Source organism: Flavobacterium sp., from assembly GCF_027484945.1.
In the GTDB taxonomy this organism is placed as follows: domain Bacteria; phylum Bacteroidota; class Bacteroidia; order Flavobacteriales; family Flavobacteriaceae; genus Flavobacterium.
Genome location: NZ_JAIXRZ010000008.1, coordinates 1 through 21,453 on the forward strand (window position 1 = coordinate 1; position 21,453 = coordinate 21,453).

Annotated in this window: 19 protein-coding genes and 1 pseudogene; 11 read left to right on the forward strand and 9 right to left on the reverse strand. The window is 36.2% G+C overall.

Annotated elements, in window-relative coordinates:
* From Q0039_RS00990 to Q0039_RS01000, 3 genes are all read left to right on the forward strand, one after another.
* Window positions 1-1,001, forward strand: a 1,001-nt coding sequence (locus Q0039_RS00990) for a gliding motility-associated C-terminal domain-containing protein (protein ID WP_297507677.1), incomplete at its 5' end; no start/stop codon positions are given.
* 58 nt (window positions 1,002-1,059) lie between these two features.
* Window positions 1,060-1,971 (forward strand): type IX secretion system membrane protein PorP/SprF, encoded by a 912-nt coding sequence (locus Q0039_RS00995; RefSeq protein ID WP_297507681.1) that lies wholly within the window; start codon window positions 1,060-1,062, stop codon window positions 1,969-1,971.
* Between the two features lie 17 nt (window positions 1,972-1,988).
* Window positions 1,989-3,941: an OmpA family protein gene (locus Q0039_RS01000; RefSeq protein ID WP_297507684.1), complete on the forward strand. Its 1,953-nt coding sequence runs from the start codon at window positions 1,989-1,991 to the stop codon at window positions 3,939-3,941.
* A gap of 555 nt (window positions 3,942-4,496) precedes the next feature.
* On the opposite strand, the gene Q0039_RS01005 is transcribed toward Q0039_RS01000, so the two are convergent.
* From Q0039_RS01005 to ccsA, 8 genes are all read right to left on the reverse strand, one after another.
* On the reverse strand, window positions 4,497-4,997 hold the full coding sequence (locus tag Q0039_RS01005; protein WP_297507687.1) for a CAP domain-containing protein: 501 nt from the start codon (window positions 4,995-4,997) through the stop codon (window positions 4,497-4,499).
* A 172-nt stretch (window positions 4,998-5,169) separates the two neighbouring features.
* Window positions 5,170-5,814 (reverse strand): pyridoxamine 5'-phosphate oxidase, encoded by a 645-nt coding sequence (gene pdxH, locus Q0039_RS01010; protein WP_297507689.1) that lies wholly within the window; start codon window positions 5,812-5,814, stop codon window positions 5,170-5,172.
* Window positions 5,815-5,863: 49 nt separating this feature from the next.
* The gene (locus tag Q0039_RS01015; RefSeq protein WP_297507692.1) at window positions 5,864-6,778 is read right to left on the reverse strand and encodes a ribonuclease Z; all 915 of its coding nucleotides are present in this window, start codon (window positions 6,776-6,778) and stop codon (window positions 5,864-5,866) included.
* A 201-nt stretch (window positions 6,779-6,979) separates the two neighbouring features.
* Window positions 6,980-7,309 carry a ribonuclease Z gene (locus Q0039_RS01020; protein WP_297507695.1) on the reverse strand — a complete coding sequence of 110 codons (330 nt, stop codon included), beginning with the start codon at window positions 7,307-7,309 and terminating at the stop codon, window positions 6,980-6,982.
* A gap of 1 nt (window position 7,310) precedes the next feature.
* Window positions 7,311-8,240: an aspartate carbamoyltransferase catalytic subunit gene (locus tag Q0039_RS01025; protein ID WP_297507698.1), complete on the reverse strand. Its 930-nt coding sequence runs from the start codon at window positions 8,238-8,240 to the stop codon at window positions 7,311-7,313.
* Window positions 8,241-8,251: 11 nt separating this feature from the next.
* A complete protein-coding gene (gene pyrR / locus Q0039_RS01030; protein ID WP_297507701.1) occupies window positions 8,252-8,794 on the reverse strand; it encodes a bifunctional pyr operon transcriptional regulator/uracil phosphoribosyltransferase PyrR in 543 nt (180 codons plus the stop codon).
* Between the two features lie 86 nt (window positions 8,795-8,880).
* Entirely contained in the window at window positions 8,881-9,369 is a 489-nt protein-coding gene (locus Q0039_RS01035; RefSeq protein WP_297507729.1) for a glutathione peroxidase, read from the reverse strand.
* A gap of 317 nt (window positions 9,370-9,686) precedes the next feature.
* Entirely contained in the window at window positions 9,687-12,857 is a 3,171-nt protein-coding gene (ccsA, locus tag Q0039_RS01040) for a cytochrome c biogenesis protein CcsA (RefSeq protein WP_297507704.1), read from the reverse strand.
* Between the two features lie 138 nt (window positions 12,858-12,995).
* Between ccsA and Q0039_RS01045 the strand changes: the two genes are divergently transcribed.
* The 8 genes from Q0039_RS01045 (at window position 12,996) to Q0039_RS01080 (ending at window position 20,985) form a co-directional block, all read left to right on the forward strand.
* Window positions 12,996-13,757, forward strand: a complete 762-nt coding sequence (locus Q0039_RS01045; protein ID WP_297507707.1) for a Rossmann-like and DUF2520 domain-containing protein — start codon at window positions 12,996-12,998, stop codon at window positions 13,755-13,757.
* Window positions 13,741-14,268, forward strand: a complete 528-nt coding sequence (locus Q0039_RS01050; RefSeq protein ID WP_297507710.1) for an HAD family hydrolase — start codon at window positions 13,741-13,743, stop codon at window positions 14,266-14,268. Before Q0039_RS01045 ends, Q0039_RS01050 begins: the two co-directional genes overlap by 17 nt.
* A gap of 25 nt (window positions 14,269-14,293) precedes the next feature.
* Window positions 14,294-15,223: a geranylgeranylglycerol-phosphate geranylgeranyltransferase gene (locus tag Q0039_RS01055; protein ID WP_297507713.1), complete on the forward strand. Its 930-nt coding sequence runs from the start codon at window positions 14,294-14,296 to the stop codon at window positions 15,221-15,223.
* Window positions 15,213-15,791: a Maf family nucleotide pyrophosphatase gene (locus Q0039_RS01060; protein ID WP_297507716.1), complete on the forward strand. Its 579-nt coding sequence runs from the start codon at window positions 15,213-15,215 to the stop codon at window positions 15,789-15,791. Before Q0039_RS01055 ends, Q0039_RS01060 begins: the two co-directional genes overlap by 11 nt.
* A gap of 40 nt (window positions 15,792-15,831) precedes the next feature.
* The gene (locus Q0039_RS01065) at window positions 15,832-16,077 is read left to right on the forward strand and encodes a hypothetical protein (RefSeq protein WP_297507718.1); all 246 of its coding nucleotides are present in this window, start codon (window positions 15,832-15,834) and stop codon (window positions 16,075-16,077) included.
* Window positions 16,078-16,605 carry a mechanosensitive ion channel domain-containing protein gene (locus Q0039_RS01070; RefSeq protein ID WP_297507720.1) on the forward strand — a complete coding sequence of 176 codons (528 nt, stop codon included), beginning with the start codon at window positions 16,078-16,080 and terminating at the stop codon, window positions 16,603-16,605.
* Window positions 16,606-16,667: 62 nt separating this feature from the next.
* Window positions 16,668-19,157 carry a PIG-L family deacetylase gene (locus tag Q0039_RS01075; protein WP_297507723.1) on the forward strand — a complete coding sequence of 830 codons (2,490 nt, stop codon included), beginning with the start codon at window positions 16,668-16,670 and terminating at the stop codon, window positions 19,155-19,157.
* Between the two features lie 115 nt (window positions 19,158-19,272).
* Window positions 19,273-20,985: a sodium:solute symporter gene (locus tag Q0039_RS01080; RefSeq protein ID WP_297507726.1), complete on the forward strand. Its 1,713-nt coding sequence runs from the start codon at window positions 19,273-19,275 to the stop codon at window positions 20,983-20,985.
* A 104-nt stretch (window positions 20,986-21,089) separates the two neighbouring features.
* Here Q0039_RS01080 and Q0039_RS01085 read toward each other — a convergent pair.
* Window positions 21,090-21,453: pseudogene (locus Q0039_RS01085) on the reverse strand (dihydrolipoamide dehydrogenase); the annotation flags it as partial.

Sequence of the window (21,453 nt, forward strand, 5' to 3'; positions counted from 1 at the left end):
CTACAGACAACTGTGGTTCAGCTACTGTAACGTTTAATGAAACAACTACTGCTGGCAATTGTCCAAGCAACTATATCGTAACTCGCACTTGGACTGCAACTGACGCTTGTGGAAATACTACTTCGGTTACTCAAATTGTAAATGTAGTAGATAGTATTGCACCTCAAATTGCAACACCTTACCTCGCTGTGATAAATACAACTTGTGCTTCAATACCAACAGCACCTGAGTTACAATTTACAGACGCTTGTGGCTCAACAATTACAGTTGCATATAGCGAAACAACGGGTCCAATTGTAAACGGCACCTACTCTATTGTTCGAACATGGACTGTTTCAGATGCATGTAATAATACAAGAAATTATACCCAAAAAGTTAATGTAACCAATACTAATGATGTATTTGCATTTACCTATAATGATATTGTTTGTAACAATGACATCACTAAAACAGTCGATGTAGCTGATGAAATTAGCACACAATATCCTGGTACAGATGTAACTTCAGGTAGTTGGACTGATGTTAATAATAGTGGTGGTTTAAACACTACAACGGGAGTATTTAGTCCATTTGGAATTCCTAATGGAAGTTATATTGTACGTTATACCTTAGCTACTGGTGGTTGTCCACAAGTTTATGAATTAACAATCACTGTAAATAGCAATGCTTGTATAGTAGAACCATGTGCTGCTTTAGTTATCAATAATGCGCTTACTCCTAATGACGATGGTGCAAATGATTATTTTATCATCGAAAACATTCAAAATACTACATGTTATCCAGAAAATTCAGTAGAAATATATAACCGATGGGGAGTTAAAGTATATGACACTACCAATTATGATAATTCAACCCGAGTATTCCGTGGTATTTCAGAAGGTAGAGCAACTGTAAACCAATCGGCAGAATTACCAACCGGTACTTACTTTTATATTTTAAAGTACAAAACAACAGAAGGAAATTATGTAACTAAAAATGGTTATTTGTATTTATCAAGATAATTTTAGATCATCTTAGGGAAAATCAATTTTTTTAGATGATTTTTAAACACCCAAATAAATGAAAACAAAAATTTTACTTTTCGGAATGCTGTTAACAGGTTGGATGAGTTTTGCTCAACAAGATGCCCAGTATACACAATATATGTACAACACTATTAATGTAAACCCAGCGTATGCAGGTTCACGTGGTGTGATGAGCTTTTTTGGTTTACATAGAACACAATGGGTTGGATTAGAAGGCGCTCCGGTAACGAATTCATTTTCAATGAATACACCTATTCAATATACCAATTTAGGTGTTGGTTTATCATTTGTAAATGATCGTATCGGTCCAACTAATGAAAACACTATTTCAGCAGATGTATCCTATTCTATAAAAACTTCTGAAACGTATAAATTATCGTTTGGAATCAAAGCAACGGGTAACCTATTTAATTTAGATGTTAGTAGATTAACCTATCAGAATCCAAATGACCCGCTATTACAAAATTTGAACAATAATTTCAGCATGAATATGGGAGCTGGAGCTTATTTCCACTCTGATAAATCTTATGTAGGATTGTCTATTCCAAATTTCTTTGAAACCAAACGTTACAATGACAATGATGTAGCGGTTTATAAAGAACGTATGAATTTTTATTTAATTGGAGGTTATGTATTTGATTTAACGCCTGATGTAAAATTCAAACCTGCTTTTTTAACCAAAATAGTTGAAGGGGCTCCATTACAACTTGATATATCTAGTAACTTTTTAATCTATGATAAGTTAACTCTTGGTGCTTCTTGGAGATGGGGAGCAGCTATGAGTGCACAAGTAGGTTTTCAAATCACAGATGGATTATTTGCGGGTTATGGTTACGACTTAGAAACTACACGTTTGGCAAACTATAATTCGGGTTCCCACGAAATCTTCTTGCGCTTTGAATTGTTTAACCGCGATGACCGTATCGTTTCGCCAAGATTCTTCTAATTTAAATAGTAGTAACTATGAAAAACAGATTCGTATTTTTCGCTTTTTTCGCGCTTATATCGTGTGGAAGTCTTTCGGCTCAAATTAAAAAAGTTGATAAAGCAAATAATAGATTTGCTAATTACAATTATATAGATGCCATTAAAAATTATGAACGTGTAGTAACCAAGGGATATAAATCCCAGGATATGCTTCAAAAATTAGGTGACGCTTATTATTATAAAGGTGATCTTACAAATGCTGCAAAATGGTATGGTGAATTATTTGCCTTTACAAAAGACATATCACCTGAATGCTATTACCGTTATGCACAATCCCTTAAATCACTAAAGGATTATGCAAAAGCAGACGAAATGATGGCTATTTTCAACCAAAAGAGCGGCAACGACCAACGAGCAAAATTAGCAGCTTCACAAAAAGATTATCTAGCAGTAATCAAAAAAAATTCAGGTCGTTATACTATTGAGAATGCCGGAATAAATTCTAAGTATTCTGATTATGGAGCAGCATATCTCGATAAAAAAATTGTATTTACTTCTGCTCGAGACACTGGAAGTATTGGAAAACGAAAACATACTTGGACGGGAGAATCGTTTACCGATTTATATGTTGCCGATATCGGCGAAGGAGGTGCTGTATCGAATCCTAAACGCTATGATGCGGGATTAAATACACGTGTTAATGAATCTACTTGTTCATTTACAAAAGATGGAAAAACCGTTTACTTTACCCGTAATAGTTTTTTGGAAAAGCGTGAGAAAAATGCTAGTGGCGCTACCCTACTCAAAATTTATACCGCTACGTTTGCAAACGGAAAATGGACTGCTATCAAAGAATTGCCTTTTAATAGTAACGATTATCAAACGGCTCATCCCGCATTAAGTCCGGATGAAAAAACCTTGTATTTCGTTTCAGATATGCCGGGAACAAAAGGAGCTTCTGATCTCTTTAAAGTAGCAATTAATGGCGATGGCACCTATGGTAAACCAATTAATTTAGGTGACTTAATTAATACTGAAGGGCGCGAAACTTTTCCAATGCTAACTTCAAATGGTGAATTCTATTTTGCCTCAGATGGTCATCCAGGTTTGGGCGGTTTAGATGTTTATTATGCACAAATTCAAAAGGATGGCTCCTTTAAGCGGGTTCATAACTTGGGCGAACCCGTAAACAGTTCGAATGATGATTTTGCATATATTATTAATGAACAAGACCGTACAGGATTTGTTTCCTCCAACCGTGCAGGTGGATTGGGCAATGATGATATCTATCGTTTTAAAGAAATTACACGTATTGTCGATTGTGAACAAGCTGTTAATGGAATTGTTACCGATCGTGAAAATGGAACTCCTTTAGCTGGTGTATCCGTAATACTTCAAGATCAAAATTTTAATGTGATAAAAGAAATTAAAACCGATGGTGAAGGTAAATTTGATTTTGGCACCCAAGATTGCGAAACTAAATTGTATATCAAAACATCATTAACTGATTATTCTACTGTAGATACCCCTGTATTGACAGGAAATGAAACGGGAAAAACATTCGTCCCTATTGCAATGGAACGTATTGTTAAACCAATAGAGGAAGGGAACGATTTGGCCAAAGTAGTGAAATTAAATAATATTTATTTTGACTTAGATAAAGCTGATATTCGTCCTGACGCAGCAATTGAATTAGCCAAAATATTAGCGGTTATGAATGAATATCCAAACATGGAAGTTGATGTACGTACCCATACGGATTGCCGTCAAACTGCTAAATATAATGCTGCATTATCCGATCGAAGAGTAAAATCAATTATTGCTTGGTTAACTGAAAAAGGTATCGCTGCATCACGCTTGACCGGACGAGGTTATGGCGAATCCCAATTAATTAATGATTGTGCATGTGAACCGACCAATAAGTCAAAATGTACAGAAGAGCAACATCAAGCTAATCGTCGTTCTGAATTTATCATTATCAAATTATAATTCCAATTATAAATTGTTTTAAACCCGATGACGCCTCATGTAAAAGTGAGGCGTTTTTTTTATGGGACATTAGGACCTTTTGGTTAAAAAGCTATTTGCATAGTAATTTCTACTATTATAAACCCAAATACGAACGAAAATTTGATTCTACAGGTTAAAATCTGAGTAATTAATTAGTAATGTTTAGGCTGTTTGATAGAAGTGTAAAATTGCCAACATCGAAGTAGTAGAAGTGAGCTGTGCTGTGAGCTTAGAGGTTAGACATTAGATATTAGATATTTGATATTTGATATTTGATATTTGATTTAAGACGTTAGACGTTAGATGTTAGACGTTAGAAATTTGATATTTGATATTTGACATTTGATATTTGATTTAAGAGATTGGACGTTGGACATTGGACTATAGACAGTAAACTGAAAACTGAAAGCTGAAAACTGAAAACTGTAAACTGAAAACTGAAAACTGTTGACTGTAAGTTGTTAATATTTAAAAAAACAAAAAAACCATCCCGAAGGATGGTCTCTCTCAAAATCAAACAAAACTATAAATCAATTATCTCTTCATAAACATATTGGTATAATATTTTTTACCGGTTTCGGGATCAATGGTAATCGATATCCCAAAATGGGTGTAATCTCCTTCTAAATTTGCTTTGTGTCCCGGACTATTTCTCCAAGCATACAAGGCCGAAGTTGGCGTAGAAAAATTAAAAGCAATATTTTCTCCTACGCGAACTGCTCCTAATAAATACTTGATATTGTTAGCGCGCGATTCGAAGTAATCATGATTAACAACTTTATTGCCGATCATGTATTCATTGTGTTCTAATGATTTGTATGAAATGTGATTTACAATTTCCAACGAATTTAATCCTACACTAACGCGGTACGCATTGATTAAGTTGGCTAGTTCAAGTTCTTCTTCCGAATAGTTATAAGTAGTAACTAAACGTGCATTTTTCAATTCAGCATCCATTTGTTCTTCTTTTGAACAAGATACTAATGTTAATACCAAAGCAATTGGTAACAATAAACGAAGTAGTTTAGCTTTCATAGTAGTAGGTTAAGTTTTGACGGATAGATGTGGGGCAAATATCTTGTCTGTTAATAATTGATGAACGTTGTTTTGATTTGGTTATCCAAACTTACTACTACATCGCTGAAATGACAAAAATAATCGATGAACTACATATTTATTTATTTTTATTAGGTAATTTTCTTACATTTTAAGGAGCGAGACGATCTATTTTCCATGAAAGATTTGTCAATAGATAATATCGAATTCGGTCGTGTAATCGATTTGGTCGACCTTGCCAAAATTCTATTACTACAGGACGCACCAAATAACCACCCCAATAGCTTGGTCGAGGGATGGGCTGTCCTTCATATTCCTTTTCTAATTGTTGTAAATTTTCTTCTAAAAATGTTCGAGAGGGAATAACTTCACTTTGGGGTGATACAATTGCTCCCAATTTACTTCCATCTGGACGACTATTGAAATAATTATCCGAAACGACAGTTGATGTTTTTTCAGCTACCCCTTTTATAATTACTTGACGCTCCATCGTAGGCCAAAAAAACGACAAACATACGTTAGGGTTGACTTCTAATGCTCTCCCCTTCTCTGATTCATAATTTGTATAAAAAATAAATCCTTCTTCGTTGAACTTTTTTAATAAAACAACCCTTGACTTGGGAAAGCCATCCAAACCTATGGAAGCAATGGTCATCGCATTTACTTCTTCAATACCACCAAAGTCCTCCGTTTCATGAAACCAGCGGTTAAATAAATTAATAGGATCTTCAGGGAGTTCCCCCTCTAAAAGTTCACTTTTTTGATACGATTTACGGTAATTGCCTAAGTCTTTCATTTTACATCAATTTATTTACGAAAATAAGGCAAAAGAATGGGAAGTAAAATTAACGCAACGGAATTTCAATTTCTTTTCCGTCTTCTGCCAACCAAACCTGATTAAATAGTGTGGCTGCTTCCGACTTAAATTCTTCAATTGATCCATATCGTGTGGAATAATGGCCCAACAATAAGTATCGTACGTTTGCCAAAAGGGCTATTTGAGCGGCTTGTTTTGCGGTTGAATGCATTGTTCGTTCTGCCAAATGGGCATCGCGTTCGAGAAATGTACTTTCATGATACAATAAATCGACCCCATCTAATAATGGAACAATACGTTCATCATAAACTGTATCGCTGCAATACGCATAACTTCGAGCTACTACAGGGTCAAAACTTAACGCACTATTGGGAATAATTCGGCCATCATCCAATTGTATATCCCCTCCATACTTAATTTTTTGGTAATATACTTTATCAATGCCATATTCTTCAACCTTCTCAAGGTTGATTTTACGTTCTTTATTCTTCTCTTGAAACAAAAAACCATTAGTATAAATACGATGATTTAGAGGTATTGTAGAAACCCGAACATTTTCATCTTCAAATATTAGTACCGGTGTTTTTGATTCCAATTCATGAAAAAATAACGAATACCCCGTATATGAACCCGAAGCACGCAGCTGTAGTAAGATTATTTCTTTAATCCCTTTAGGGCCATATACATGCAAATCATGTTCACGGTTTAAGAGCATAAAAGTCGAAATCAACCCAACCAATCCATAAAAGTGATCGCCATGCAAATGGGAAATAAAAATATGATTGATCTTTGAAAACTTTATTTTACTTTTTCGCAATTGGACTTGAGTGCCTTCTGCGCAATCAATTAAAAAAACATGATTCTTGATTTCCAAAACCTGAGCAGTTGGATTGGATAAGGTTCGGGGTGTGGCGGCGTAACAACCTAATAGCGTTAGTTTCAATTAGCGTTGTTTTTTTGATTTTCAATTTTACCCAAACGCACAATTTTTAGAATTAGAACTACCATAATCCCTAAATTTAGTGCTAATTTCAAATATTCAAAATCACCCGATTTTAAATTCTCTAACAACCGGCGAAAAAAGATAAAGGTCAACACCAACAGTATAATAGTGTAGCTGTAAATAAAAATTTTATGGTTCATTTTAAAATCCTAAATCACGTTCAATCTCTTCCATTTCTATAATATCATGGGCTTCTTGTAATGAGGGCACTACATGCAACGAATTCGGAATGGCATTATAATCCATATCCTGAGCCACAATTACAAACGACTTTTTTTCTTTTTTATGGGCCTTTGATAGGGACAAGAAGCCATTTATATCAGCCAAGGATACACGTCCATGAGTTAAATCTAAAATTAAATTTTGAGTGCGAAAATTTCCCAATTCATGGCTAATTTTATCACAAAACACAACAGCTGTATCAGCCGTATTTCGAATTACTGTAGTATGTCCTTTAACGGTAACTTTCATGCTATTGTTTAATTTTTGAAGCCAAAAGATAGATCACTGCCATACGAATAGCTACTCCATTTTCAACTTGATCAAGTATAAGGGAATGCGGACCATCGGCGACTTCAGAAGTAATTTCGACACCCCGATTAATTGGACCAGGATGTAAAATCACAATCTCTTTTGATAACGAATCCAAAATTTCTTTTGTTAATCCATATTGCTGCACATATTCGCGGGTAGAAGGAAAATAGGTCACATCCAATCGTTCATTTTGTATACGCAACATATTGGCAACATCACACCAGGCTAGAGCATTTCGCAAATTGGATTCAACTTTAACACCTAGACTTTCAATGTATTTAGGAATCAAAGTGTTAGGACCACATACGCGAACTTCTGCACCTTGCATTTGTAAAGCAAATATATTAGACAACGCTACACGAGAATGGAGAATATCACCTACAATAACTACTTTTTTGCCTGCCATATCACCCAAACGCTCTCGGATTGTGTAGCTGTCGAGTAGTGCTTGTGTTGGATGCTCATGGGCTCCATCTCCTGCATTGATAATTCGTGCATTTACATTTTGTGAAAGAAAATAAGCAGCACCAGGATGCGAATGCCGCATCACAACCATATCCACTTTCATGGCCAAAATATTATTTACCGTATCAATAAGGGTCTCCCCTTTTTTAACCGAAGATTGTGCTGCAGAAAAACTAAGGACATCGGCTGACAATCGCTTTTGCGCTAATTCAAAGGATAATTTGGTTCGGGTACTGTTTTCAAAAAATATATTTGCTATAGTAATATCGCGTAAAGAAGGAACTTTTTTTATAGGACGGTTAATTACTTCTTTAAAATGATCTGCCGTTTCAAAGATCAATTGAATATCTTCATCTTTGAGATATTTGATACCTAGCAAGTGATTTACAGAAAGTTCAGTCATTGCGTTGTTGTTTAATGTTGTGTAACCAAATAGACCGCATCTTCGCCTTCGTTTTCGTGCCAACAAACTTTGACTTTCTCTTCATTTATAGCATCAACCTGCCGTCCACGATAATCGGGTTGAATTGGCAAATGACGGCTAAAACGACGGTCAATAAAGGTTAATAATTCTATTTCAGAGGGTCGACCAAACGATTGAATAGCGGTCAAAGCAGCATTAATACTTCGGCCTGTATATAACACATCATCAATAAAAACCACTTTTTGATTTTCAACCAAAAAATCAATTTGAGTTTTATTTGCTTCTAATGGTTTGTCGCTTCTTCGAAAATCATCCCTAAAAAAAGTAATATCCAAAAATCCCAAGCGCACATTGGATACTTGATACTCATCTTGCAACAACTGGGCGATACGTTGGGCCAAAAATTTACCACGTGGCTGTAGTCCAATTAAAACGGTCGAACTAAAATCAAGGTGTTTTTCGATTAACTGACAAGCCAAACGATGCAATATGATCTGTACTTCTGTCGAATTGAGTAAGACTTTTTGACTCATGGTGAAGTGTGCTGTTTGGGTTGTAAAAATACATATTTTCTCGAACACTTTTAAAAAAAAATCCCCATATAAAATGGGGCGTATTTTTACTTGGTAATCCAATCAACAATTTCTGAATCCATCGGGGAAACTTGCGGTGCTACTACTTTTTCTAAATGTCCATCGGAACCAATCAAGTATTTTTGAAAATTCCATTCTACCTGACTGTCTTCTAAACCATTTCGCGATTTTTGTGTTAAAAACTGATATACCCCACACATGTCCTCCCCTTTTACAGAAACTTTAGCCATCATTGGAAAAGTTACTCCGTAGTTTTTTTGACAAAACGTAGCAATTTCTTTATTGGTACCCGGCTCTTGTTTTCCAAAATTATTGGCGGGAAAACCAACTATCACAAAATTTTTATCCTTGTATTGCTCATAAAGGGCTTCCAATGCTTTATACTGTGGGGTTAATCCACACTTGGATGCCGTATTTACTACTACTATCTTTTTCCCTTTAAGTGAGGCGAAGTCAAAAACAGTACCTTCTATATCTTCAACTTTAAACTGATAAATGGTTTCACGGGTAGTCATGGGTTCGTTGATTATGAAATTAGTCTTGTTTTCTGCAAGTAAAGTTTCGTTGTTTTTGCACGATGCCATGAACATGAACAACGCTAGTGCAATAAATTTTAGTTTCATAATTTTTTTATCGAATTTAGTTCAAATTGTCCATCTGTATCCGATACATTCAATAAAATTGTGTTAATTTTTACCTTTCTTTAACCAATAGAGAAAAGAAATGCAAACGAATTGGATAAGTTCGTTGCTTAGTTTTAGAACAAACCGCAAGCAATCAATCCCATAAAAAAAGGCCCAACAATACGATTGAACCTTAATAATGATTTTGGTTATGACTTATAAAACTTTCGATAGCGCCAATATACTAATGATGAAAAAAGCATAAAAACGACAAAAATACGAAGGTAAATAGCTACATTCTGTTTTTCACCCGTGGCATACGAATGCATACCGGTGAGGTGAAAATTTACACCAAAATAAGTCATAAGTATTGAAGCAAACGCCAAAGCACTCATAAAATTAAATGCAAACAATCCGCGTAAACCTGGAACCAATCGTGCATGGATAACAAAGGCATATACCATAATACTAATTAACGCCCAAGTTTCTTTTGGATCCCAACCCCAATAACGACCCCAACTTTCATTTGCCCATTGCCCTCCTAAAAAGTTACCTATGGTTAATAATACTAAACCTAAAGTTAAAGCCATTTCATTGATGTAGGTTATTTCTTTAATGTTTAATACCATTACTTCCTTGTTCTTTTCATTGGTAGCCAACATCAGTACTAACGCTATAATACCCAAAATCATACCCAATGTAAATGGTCCGTAACTCATTACAATTACGGCAACGTGAATCATTAACCAATACGAATTCAATACCGGTTGTAGATTGGCAATTTGTGGATCCATCCAACTCATATGGGCTACCATCAAAATCATAGAAGTGACAAATGTCCCTGCTGCAATGGTTAGCTTTGATTTTCGATCAAACATTAAACTAAAGAACATCGTCGCCCAAGCCACATAAATCATACTCTCATAAGCATCACTCCAAGGTGCGTGCCCCGAAACATACCAACGCGCAATTAATCCCGCAGTATGCAATGCAAACAAAATTCCAATAAAAACATGGAATGAATTGATCGCAATGCGTAATAATCGGTGGTTGGTAAAAATACGAGCAATTACTAGAACCAACATTAGGCTACCCGCGAGCATATACAACCAAAATAAGTTTCGGAAAACATCATATTTATTTAATATGATTTCCGAATCGATTTGTTGATCCGAAGGACGAACTGCTTTTCCGTATTTTTTTTGGAAATCTTCTAACCCTTTCAACAAGGTATTGGCTAAGGTGTAATTTTTTGTTTTGGAGGCGCGACCCAATTCATTCAAATAATAGGGGAATGCATTCTTTATTTTATCCAAATCAGTACCCGTTGCCTGATTCAACTCCATATAAGAAACCCATTTGTTGCTTTTATCTTTAGGAACAGGAAAAATCTTTAATATCCCGCCATACATGGCACTGTATAATAAATTGATTTTTTTATCGGCTTCTACAAAATCCTTTTGGAAATTATTGGGATTGGTCGTTTTATAAGCATCATCCAAAAAAGGAGCTAGTTTATACATTCCATTTTCAGTGATAAAATCTTTAAATTTCACATATTTTACTTCCGCATCAACGCCAATAATTTTTCGTATACTATCGTTTCCTCTTTTCAAATAAATAACTGGTAAATTTTCCCAAGCGCGCGGATACATCACCATCGATAAAAATACCTGATCGGCATTTAAACCCTCGTACGTATCACTTTTGCTAACTTTTCGCAGCAGTTCAGAGGAAAACGTATTGACCGGCTTCAACCGACCGCCCTCGTCTTGAATGACTAATCGACCGAATTTCTCGGCTTGAATTTCGGGAACTGCATACTTTTTTACTGAATCCAAAAAACTAAATTTAGCAGGGACACCAAGCGGACTATTATGTTGGTGACCGTCATGATCTGTATGCTGTGCTTGAACAAAACAACTCAACAATAGTAGTACTAACGTTGCTAACGCTTGCTTTTTAGCTTTAACTTGAGCCAATTTCTTTTTCAAATCTGCAAAACGGGTATTCTTATCAAATAAGAGCGCTAACATACCAAAGAACAATAAAAAATAACCAATATAAGTGATCAATGTTCCCCAAAAATCATGATTGACTGAGAGTACTGTTCCTTTCTCATCGGGATCAAACGAAGACTGAAAGAAGCGGTACCCGCCATAATCTAAAATATGATTCATATAAATTTCGGCGTCGGTATTTTTTCCTTTATCCATTACGGTCACTTTACTTTTAAATGCCGAATAACTCTTTTCGGTACCCGGATATTTATCTGCTATAAAATCATTTAAACGCATACTGAATGGTAATTCATATACTTTACTCCCCATGAGCAAGGTAAACTCTAGACCGCCCAATTTTACTACTTGCGGTTCACCGGTCTTTCCTTTCGACCCCACCAAGGTCACCTCTTGCGATTTACCTCCCGAAGTAACGGTTACAATTAAAGCGTCATCAGCATTTTTGGCTTTGTAGTTGGTGCCCGATGTCCACTCCTTTTTCCCTCTAATTGGCTGTTCAGGAAAAACAAATTGAGAGCCACCAACGTTGTATAACGATCGAAACATTAAGTCTTGCTTACTATTAGCACCAATTTCCCCTTTGAACTGGTCGGCCATACGCATAAAATTCCCAGCAAATGGAGATTGAATTGTCGTCTTTTTGCCATCTGTAATTAAATTAATGGCACCTTCCATTGGCTTGTTTAAGGTAAAAAGTAGCCCATGAATGTTTTGCACAACGCCTTCTTCTAAAGAGTGCTCATGACGTTCACCACCACCAGCCTCAACCATTTTCAAGAAAAACTTGCCATTCGAACCCGCTTTTATGGTTTGTTTGGCGTCCATCATGAACTTTTTGTAGGTGATTTGGAAAGGTGTTTGGTCAAATTTTTCATCAATTGAAAAATGATTCGACGCAAAAGGAGGAAATACAGCTTCAGACAACAGCAAAGGCTTTTCAATAATTCGACGTTTCAAACCGCCTTGGTATTGACCGTCAATCCATACGGTTAAATAATTCTTATCTGAATAGAATTGTTTTGCACTTTCGCCTTCACGTATGGGCATGACTCCTTCATAACTAATATATCGCGTAATTCCAGCACCGATTATAATAAAAATAAAAGCCAAATGCATCAGCAGAGTCACCCAATTTTTACGTAAATGCAATTGGTAACGCTTGATATTTCCAAAAAAATTGATTAGAAAAAACAGCATAATTAACTCAAACCATTTGGTGTTATAAATCCAAATACGAGCAGTATCTGTGTTATAACTACTTTCAATAAAGGTTCCCGCAGCCATTGCAGTTGCAAATAGAATAAATAAAACCGCCATTAAACGGGTAGAAAACAAAAAGGAAGCGATACGATCGGCCATTTCTATAAAATTTATGCAAAAATACACCAAAAAAAATGTTTTTACAGCGAACCATTGCTGATTTTAAAGGAATATTAGGAAATGTAGGGTGTTTGGAATAAAATTGCATTTTGCTCATTTTTTAATACTTTTACATCCATGGTAAAAGTGGTAATAATCGGTTCCGGAAAAGTGGCGCAGCATCTTATTTTGGCCTTTCGCGAAAGTGGAAATGTACACATCGTTCAAGTTTTAGCCCGAAATCCAAAAACGCTTGAAAATCAATTTCCTGACCTCGATATTATTACCAATCCTGAACAATTAACTGTTGCTGACATCTATTTGATAGCGGTTGCTGACCATGCGATTGCATCGGTTTCCAATAGTCTTCTCCTTAAAGACCAATTGGTAGTCCACACGTCGGGAACAACTTCTTTATCCGTTTTAAATTCAAAAAATCGGCGTGGGGTATTTTATCCCTTACAAACATTTACGCATGGAAAACAAATCGAATATACCCAAATTCCTTTTTGTTTGGAAGCCGAAAATGAAGCCGATTATAACCGGTTAAAAAAACTAGCTGAATCGGTATCAAATGCGGTCTATCAAGTGTCCGAAGACCAACGAAAAGCATTACATCTTGCCGCAGTATTTGTCTGTAACTTTACCAATCATCTCTACCAAATAGGAGAAGATTTATGCAATGAACATAATGTACCCTTTGCGGTTCTCAAACCGTTAATTAGCGAAACCGCTGATAAAATACAAACACTTTCCCCAAAAGAAGCGCAAACGGGTCCGGCACTTCGCGACGATACCGAAACACTGAATCGCCATTTGGAAATGCTCAACCAAACAACCCAAAAAGAAATTTACCAACTCTTGACAAAATCTATTATTGATCATGGCAAAAAGTTATAAAGAACTCATGAATGGCATCACAACATTTGTATTGGATGTCGACGGCGTACTAACCGATGGAACCGTACATGTATCTCCGACAGGTGAAATGTTGCGCGAAATGAACATTCGTGATGGTTTTGCAATGAAAGCAGCTTTAGAATCGGGTTATAAGGTCTGTATTATTTCGGGAGGCAGTAATGAAGGGGTTCGCATTCGATTGCGCAATCTAGGCATCACCGATATCTATTTAGCTACGCCCGATAAGGTAGCTACATTTGAGGAATATTGTGACATCTACGGAATTCAGCCCTCACAAGTATTGTATATGGGCGATGATATTCCCGATTATCATGTAATGCAAAAAGTAGGGCTTCCCACCTGCCCGCAAGATGCAAGTCCAGAGATCAAAGCGATTTCAACCTATATTTCTCATAAAAATGGTGGAAAGGGAGCTGTGCGCGATGTGATTGAGCAAGTCATGAAAGTACAAGGCAAATGGCACACCTATTACAACGGAAAACACGATTAATTACACTGAATTTTCTATGTTAACGATGAACTATTTAAAATTAATCCGTTACCAAAATTTAATGGTTTTGGCCATTATGCAATTGATTATCCGCTATGGATTTTTTGAACAACTAAATTATTACTTCGCATTAACACATTTTGAATACAGTCTTTTTGTATTGGCTTCGGTTTGTATCGCAGCCGGAGGTTATATAATTAATGATATTTTCGATCAAGAAGTTGATGCGCTTAACAAACCCAATAAATGCATTATTGGAAAATCAATTGCAGAGGATTTTGCCTATTATTTGTATGCTGGACTTTCCATTTTAGGTGTTGGAATTGGAATGTATTTATCCAACGCTATTGGTCGACCTGGCTTTGGCGTATTTTTCGTTTTAATTGTGGCACTCCTTTATATTTATTCTTCTTCATTAAAGCAAATGCCTTTGGTTGGCAATTTAGTTATTGCACTTTTGGCTGGAACTAGCGTACTATTGGTCCCCGTATTTGATGTGTATCCGGTAACGCATCAAGGTAACCAACTAGCCATGGGCGCTTTGTTTGGTATGGTTAAAAATTATGCGCTCATCGCCGTTTTAATCACCTTAATTCGAGAAATTATAAAAGATGCTGAAGATCGTGAAGGTGATGATGCACAAGGTATGCAAACCCTTCCCATTGCATTGGGTATTCAAAAAACAAATTTAATTATTGCTGTTTTGGCAATGATTAGTAGTGGCTTAATTTTATATTATTGTTTTACCCATTTACTTGAAAACAAATTGTTTTACCTAATGGGCTACTTGGGACTTACAATCATTGCTCCGCTTTTTTTTGTAGCTATTCGCATATTTCAAGCCAAAACGAAAGCCGATTATTCCCAATTAAGTTTACTAATGAAAGTGATAACCGTATTTGGAATTTTCTCTTTAGCAGTACTAACATTAAATTTAATTCATAATGTTGGATAACTACAAAATTATTCTTGCCTCAGGTTCACCCCGAAGGCAGCAATTTTTTAAAGATTTGGATCTTGAGTTTGAAATTCGCATCAAAGAAATTGAAGAAATCTATCCCAACGACTTACATGCGGAAGCGATAACCAACTATTTAGCCCAACTCAAAGCCGCTGCATTTGAAGGAACCTTAGCAGATCATGAGGTTTTAGTTACCAGCGACACTATAGTTTGGCTAGAAAATAAAGCACTAGGAAAGCCAAAAGATTATACCGATGCAGTGCAAATGTTACAAGCATTATCCGCCAACACGCATGAAGTAATCACTTCGGTTTGCATTAAAACTAAAGAAAGTGAAGTCGTTTTTTTTGAAAAAACAAAAGTGACCTTCGCACAATTATCATTAAAGTCCATTCATTACTATTTAAAAAAATACCAACCTTTTGATAAAGCTGGGGCCTATGGAATACAAGATTGGATCGGATTGACCGGAATTTCAAAAATAGAAGGTTCATATACTAATGTAGTAGGGCTGCCAACTGAAAAAGTTTATCATTATTTAACAACTCATTTTTTAAAATAGTTTTACTTTTATAGGGCACAACCCAAATACCGATTCGATTATGGAAACGGAAGCGGAAATGAATGCCAAAATATTGAAAGTAACCATGGTGATTCGCGAAAATTATCCTGAACTGCACCTTTATTTAAATGAAATGCCTGTGACCATTCCAATTGATAGCAATCCCGAACTTACGGTCAAGCATTTAAAAAAGTACTATGAATCACTTGTAGCTATTTTTAGAAATTATGTAGCCGAACACCAATTGAATTATTATAACCAAAGAAATCAAGAAGGTCATTTATAAATGGAATTCAATCAATTTACCTCCGAAATAATAGCAACCGCAAGTGTACTCATTGTAGTCTTTGTGCTTCGATTACTCGTTGCTAAAGTCGTTCGCCGTTATGCCAAAGTTAACCACAATCTTGAACACCGCGCCAATCTCGTAATTAAATACATTGATTTACTGATCAATATCGTTGCCTTTATAGCGTTAATTGTAATCTGGGGTGTCCAAAAAGAAGATATACTCGTAACTGTTTCTTCCATTACTACAGTTATTGGAGTTGCTATGTTTGCCCAATGGTCAATTTTGAGTAATATCACTTCGGGGATTATACTTTTTTTCTTTTTTCCATTCAAGATTGGTGATGTTATTTGTATTAACGATAAAGATTTTCCAGTTCAAGGCGAGATCGAAGATATTAATGCTTTTCATATCAACCTTCGATCGCAGGATGGAGCGCTTAATACCTATCCTAACAACCTTTTGCTACAAAAAGGCATTACGATTCTTAAACCTCATAATGATCAACCCGATTTTATGGATTAATGAAAAAGAAAAAATTACGCCAACAAAAAACAGTATTTTTGGAAGCTTCAAAACCAATCCTCATGCGTAGATTTTTTTTTTTTTTTTCTTTCACCCTATGCATTTCTTCTTGGTCACAACGACCGAATAAACCGAATGCTTCGGAGATTTATCATCAGATTGAAAAACTGAATTTTTTGGGAAATGTGCTCTATATTGCAGCGCATCCCGACGATGAAAACACCCGTCTTATTGCCTATCTTTCCAATGAACTGCATGCCCGAACCGGCTATTTATCGCTTACAAGAGGTGATGGTGGACAGAATTTAATCGGACCCGAATTGCGCGAATTATTAGGTATTATTCGTACCCAAGAGCTTATTGAAGCACGAAAAATCGACGGTGGCGAACAATTTTTTACTCGAGCAAATGACTTCGGATTTTCTAAAAATCCAACCGAAACCCTTCAAATTTGGGATAAAAACCTTGTGTTGAGTGATGTGGTATGGGCAATTCGAGCGTTTCGACCCGATGTTATCATCAATCGTTTTGATCACCGATCCCCTGGTACTACGCATGGTCATCATACCGCGTCTGCACTGCTTTCAATGGAAGCTTTTGATTTGGCCAATCAACCCAATCAATTTTCCAATCAATTGGATTATGTACAAACATGGCAACCGCATCGAATTTATTTTAATACCTCTTGGTGGTTTTATGGAAGTAAAGAAAAATTTGAAAAAGCCGACAAAAGCAATCAAGCCCAATTGCAAATTGGTGTATTTTACCCTTTTGCCGGAAAATCCAATCAGGAAATAGCTGCGTTAAGTCGGAGTTGCCATCAATCACAAGGATTTGGAAATACCGGAAGTCGCGGGGAGGAATTTGAATACTTAGAATTTTTAAAAGGGTCGCCTCCTATTGAAAAAAACAATTTATTTGACGGGATAGACACCACTTGGAACCGTTTGACGGATGGAAAAGCTGTAGGTGAACTTTTATCTAAAGTTCAAAAAGAATACAATCCTAATAACCCCGGTGCGAGTGTGCCCGATTTAGTTAAAGCGTATTTGCTAATACAACAACTTCAAGATCCGTTTTGGAGAAACCAAAAATCAGAAGAAATCAAAGCAATAATCAGCGCATGCGCCGGACTATATTTGGAAGCCGTTGCCGATGTTCAAGAAGTTACTCCTGGTAATACGTTGAAAGTAAAATTAGAAGCCATTAACCGAAGTTCCAACGCTATTACTATTAATCGTGTTGAATCAGCTCCTAAAACTAAGGCAATTTGGGAAAATCAAAATTTAGCTTTTAACAAGAGTTGTACAACATCGTTTCAGCTTACGCTTCCTTCAACATTAGCATACACCTCACCCTATTACCTAAAAGAGGCTGGGACTATTGGGATGTATTCAATTAATAATCAAGAACTAATTGGCAAACCCGATGTGCTACGACCAACCCAAGTGACATTTTATTTGCGTATTCTTGGAGTTGAAATTCAATTTACGCGAACGATTATTTACAAATATAATGACGATGTTAAAGGGGAAGTTTATCAACCCTTGGATATAGTTCCAATTGTAACTTCAACGATTAAAGAAAAAGTAGCAATTTTTCCAAAAAACCGAAGTCGTGAAATACACGTTATTGTAAAATCAGGCAAAGATAATGTATCGGGAGCTGTCAGCTTATCCGTTCCTGAAGGTTGGAAAGCAAGTCCCGAACGTGTCCCTTTTTCAATGCAACATAAAGGCGAAACAACAACTATAGAATTTGTACTCGCGCCACCAAAAGAAGCCTCTGAAGCCGTCATTCAAAGTTTAGTAACGGTGGATGAAAAAGTATATTCACATGATAAAATCGATATTATTTATCCGCATATCTACAAGCAAATGGTTTTAAAACCCGCCAGTGCTAAGGCTATAAAGTTGGATATTAAAACCAATGCAGCGAAAATAATTTACATTATGGGTGCTGGTGATGAAGTACCCGAAAGTCTAACACAGATGGGCTATGAGGTTCTTATTACTAAACCCGATGCAATTACTCCAGAATTGCTTGCAACTGCCGATGTTGTGATGACGGGTATTCGGGCCTATAACGTAGTTAGTCAACTGGCCTTCAAGCAAAAATTACTCCTTGATTTTGTAAAAAATGGCAAAACGATGATTGTTCAATACAATACGTTGGATGATTTAGTTACCCAAGATATTGCCCCTTATCCTATTAAAATATCGCGCGATCGCGTGACCGAAGAAAATGCGGAGGTACGATTCTTAGAACCCAATCATCCTATTTTGAATACGCCAAATAAAATTACAGAAGCCGATTTTAAAGGATGGAAACAAGAACAAGGACTCTATTATCCAAACGAATGGGATGCGCAATTTACCGCAGTAATTTCGTCTAATGATCAGGGTGAAAGTCCCAAAGACGGCGCTATCTTGGTCGCACCCTACGGAAAAGGTACTTATATTTACACGGGATTAAGCTTTTTTCGAGAATTACCAGAGGGAGTACCTGGTGCCTATCGTTTATTAGCAAATTTAATTTCGGCAAAAAACTAATGGCTTATGAAAACCAATAAAGAAAACCGATGGAGCAATAACTATACATGGCTGTTGGTGATAAACGCGCTTTATATTTTGATTTTTTATTTACTTATGGAAAATTATTCCTAGGATGCAGCAACTGGATTGGATCATATTATCGGTAACCTTACTTTCGATTGTAATTTATGGGGTTTATAAAACCCAAGGAAGTCGCAATGTAGAAGAATACATCTTGGGCAACAAGCAAACCAACTGGTTTACAGTAGGTATTTCGGTTATGGCCACCCAAGCGAGTGCGATCACATTTCTATCTACTCCAGGGCAAGCCTATCATGACGGAATGGGATTTGTTCAGTTTTATTTTGGCTTACCCATTGCCATGGTGGTTATTTCGTTAACATTTATACCTATTTATCATAAATTAAAAGTCTACACTGCCTATGAATATTTGGAACAGCGTTTCGATCTTAAAACCCGGTCGCTTGCTTCGATTTTGTTTTTAATTCAGCGTGGTCTTGGAACGGGATTGACTATATATGCCCCATCGATTGTATTGTCTACGCTATTGGGTTGGAATCTTACGCTTTTGAATATCATAATTGGAATTTTAGTTATCATTTATACTTTTTCCGGGGGAACAAAGGCTGTAAATGTCACGCAGAAGCAACAAATGTTTGTGATTATGAGCGGGATGATTATCACCTTTTTTCTCATTTTATCGCTATTACCGAATGACATGACCCTTTCAAATGCTATGCATATTGCTGGTGCCAATGAGAAAATGAATGTAGTTGATTTTTCTTTCGATCCAGAAACGCGGTATACGATTTGGAGTGGAATTGCAGGCGGGTTCTTTCTAAGTTTGGCCTATTTTGGCACCGATCAATCGCAAGTGGGCCGGTATCTTTCAGGAAAATCAGATCGGGAAAGTCAGATGGGCTTAATCATGAATGGTTTTTTAAAAGTACCCATGCAATTTTTTATTTTACTTATTGGCGTTTTAGTTTTTGTTTTTTTTCAATTTAATGAAGTTCCTTTAAACTTTAACCCGGTAAATAAATCGATTATTGAGAAGTCTGCTTATGAAAAAGAATACCAGCAGTTGGAAGACCAATTGAAAGCATTGACCGAAGAAAAAAAAGAATATAACTTATTGTATATTGATCATTTAAATCAAAATTATGATAATCCGATTTTACGAAATCGATTAACCGCCTTATCGGGTAAAGAGCGTGACCTGCGTGATCAAGCTAAAGAATTAATCGAAAAAGCTGATCCCAAAGCAGAAACCAATGATAAAGATTATGTATTTCTTTATTTTATATTGAATTATTTACCCACAGGACTGATTGGATTATTGCTAGCCGTAATTTTGAGTGCTGCTATGTCATCGTCTGCCTCTGGATTAAACGCTTTGGCTTCAACTACAGCAATCGATATTTACAAGCGTAATATCAAAACTACTAAGTCGGATAAACACTATGTAATGGCCACCCGATATTTTACGCTATTGTGGGGGATTATAGCAATTTTATTTGCCTGCGTGGGTACTTTATTTGAAAATTTAATTCAGTTGGTAAATATCGTTGGGTCGATTTTCTATGGTACGGTTCTCGGAATTTTCCTCGTTGGTTTTTATATCAAATATATTAAAGCTACTGCCCTATTCTATGGTGCCGTTATTTCACAACTTTTAATTTTTTACATCTACTATTTGGATGTTGTGAGTTTCTTATGGCTGAATTTTATTGGGGCATTGCTCACCGTACTTTTGGGATGGATTCTTCAATTAATCTTACCTCAATCGGGAGAAACAATTTTGAAAAATGAACTTACCGAATAACTCGTAAGTTTGTTTTTAAAAAAAAATCCGCTGAAAATGAACATGCCTCAAAAAGTTAGCTACTATTTGAGGCATGTTCAAAAAAAGAGATTTAATTACAATTTCTATTTACTCCACTCTTTTATAGAATCGTTATTCATTTTAACGTAGTCATCGTTTTTGGCTTTTTGAGCTCCGGCTAGGGACAATTTAGCAGTTTCAATTGCACCTTTTTTATCACCCAACTTGGCTTGTATTAAGGATTTCAATCGCAAATGCCAAAACGGTACATCCTCACCAGTTTTAACTAATCCAACCGCCTTGCTCACATATTCTAATGCCTTAGCCATTTCAATATTTGCTTGATAAAAATATTGCGCAGCATTGTAGTAGTCAGACGCTGCTGGACCCGCTAAGGTTTTTGTAATACTCGCCATCGCGGCTTTTTGCGTAGGAACCTCAAATTTTAAGGCCACACTTGTCTTTTCC

What these genes read in the sequence shown, in the direction of transcription:
- Q0039_RS00995 (WP_297507681.1), top strand. Translation starts at nt 1,060, where the DNA reads ATGAAAACAAAAATTTTACTTTTCGGAATGCTGTTAACAGGTTGGATG.
- Q0039_RS01000 (WP_297507684.1), top strand. Translation starts at nt 1,989, where the DNA reads ATGAAAAACAGATTCGTATTTTTCGCTTTTTTCGCGCTTATATCGTGT.
- Q0039_RS01005 (WP_297507687.1), bottom strand. Translation starts at nt 4,997, where the DNA reads ATGAAAGCTAAACTACTTCGTTTATTGTTACCAATTGCTTTGGTATTA.
- pdxH (WP_297507689.1), bottom strand. Translation starts at nt 5,814, where the DNA reads ATGAAAGACTTAGGCAATTACCGTAAATCGTATCAAAAAAGTGAACTT.
- Q0039_RS01020 (WP_297507695.1), bottom strand. Translation starts at nt 7,309, where the DNA reads ATGAAAGTTACCGTTAAAGGACATACTACAGTAATTCGAAATACGGCT.
- Q0039_RS01025 (WP_297507698.1), bottom strand. Translation starts at nt 8,240, where the DNA reads ATGACTGAACTTTCTGTAAATCACTTGCTAGGTATCAAATATCTCAAA.
- pyrR (WP_297507701.1), bottom strand. Translation starts at nt 8,794, where the DNA reads ATGAGTCAAAAAGTCTTACTCAATTCGACAGAAGTACAGATCATATTG.
- Q0039_RS01035 (WP_297507729.1), bottom strand. Translation starts at nt 9,369, where the DNA reads ATGACTACCCGTGAAACCATTTATCAGTTTAAAGTTGAAGATATAGAA.
- ccsA (WP_297507704.1), bottom strand. Translation starts at nt 12,857, where the DNA reads ATGGCCGATCGTATCGCTTCCTTTTTGTTTTCTACCCGTTTAATGGCG.
- Q0039_RS01045 (WP_297507707.1), top strand. Translation starts at nt 12,996, where the DNA reads ATGGTAAAAGTGGTAATAATCGGTTCCGGAAAAGTGGCGCAGCATCTT.
- Q0039_RS01050 (WP_297507710.1), top strand. Translation starts at nt 13,741, where the DNA reads ATGGCAAAAAGTTATAAAGAACTCATGAATGGCATCACAACATTTGTA.
- Q0039_RS01055 (WP_297507713.1), top strand. Translation starts at nt 14,294, where the DNA reads ATGAACTATTTAAAATTAATCCGTTACCAAAATTTAATGGTTTTGGCC.
- Q0039_RS01060 (WP_297507716.1), top strand. Translation starts at nt 15,213, where the DNA reads ATGTTGGATAACTACAAAATTATTCTTGCCTCAGGTTCACCCCGAAGG.
- Q0039_RS01065 (WP_297507718.1), top strand. Translation starts at nt 15,832, where the DNA reads ATGGAAACGGAAGCGGAAATGAATGCCAAAATATTGAAAGTAACCATG.
- Q0039_RS01070 (WP_297507720.1), top strand. Translation starts at nt 16,078, where the DNA reads ATGGAATTCAATCAATTTACCTCCGAAATAATAGCAACCGCAAGTGTA.
- Q0039_RS01075 (WP_297507723.1), top strand. Translation starts at nt 16,668, where the DNA reads ATGCGTAGATTTTTTTTTTTTTTTTCTTTCACCCTATGCATTTCTTCT.
- Q0039_RS01080 (WP_297507726.1), top strand. Translation starts at nt 19,273, where the DNA reads ATGCAGCAACTGGATTGGATCATATTATCGGTAACCTTACTTTCGATT.